The organism is Vibrio sp. YT-19(2023) (assembly GCF_033337395.1).
On sequence record NZ_JAWOQN010000554.1, the window covers coordinates 1 to 675 of the forward strand.

Genomic DNA, 675 nt, shown 5'->3' on the forward strand with positions numbered 1-675 from the left:
ACGTCTTCTTGGTAGTCGTTGTGACGCGTCATGATCGTGAAGCGTTTGTCACCGTTCCAAGCATCTTGGTAAGGCACCCAGCTCTCTGTTTTATCAAGGTTGAAGTTGACTGTTTCGTCAGCAGCTTTTAACGCCAAATCAAACTCAGCTGCGGTAAAGGCTTCTGGGTGTTTGACCATGATATCGGCGATAACCGAGACCGCAGGATGACCGACCATTTCACCGGTGTAATCCGAGTGCAGTTCCCATTTTGGCAGCACGCCGCCCGTTTGGTATTTGTTCAATAGATCGCGTGCGTGTTCAATCGCGCGGTCTTTGTCGATGATGGTTTTCAGTGGGTGTGCGGCGCGGAAGGTATCCCACATTGAGTACACTGAGTAGTTCACCAAGCCATCTTCTGCTTGGTGCACTTTGCCATCCATGCCACGGTATTTGCCATCCACATCTTGGTATAGGAATGGAGCAACAAACGTACGGTAGAGCGAGGTGTAGAACATGGTTTTGTCGGCTTTGTTGCCACCTTCCAGTTCAAACTCGCCAAGGATGTTTTCCCAAGCCACGCGGTTTTGTTGTACGACATTGTCGAAGTCCCAACCGTTGGTGTCTGCTTCTAGGTTTTTCAGTGCGCCGTCAACGCCAGTGCCAGAAATCGCTACCTTGACTACCAATGGCTGA

Annotated in this window: 1 protein-coding gene; it reads right to left on the reverse strand. The window is 50.4% G+C overall.

All coding sequences use genetic code 11. From position 1 onward, the window contains the following. Window positions 1–675 (reverse strand): glycoside hydrolase domain-containing protein (locus R7E78_RS27080; protein WP_318058741.1); only part of this gene is annotated, 675 nt, incomplete at both ends.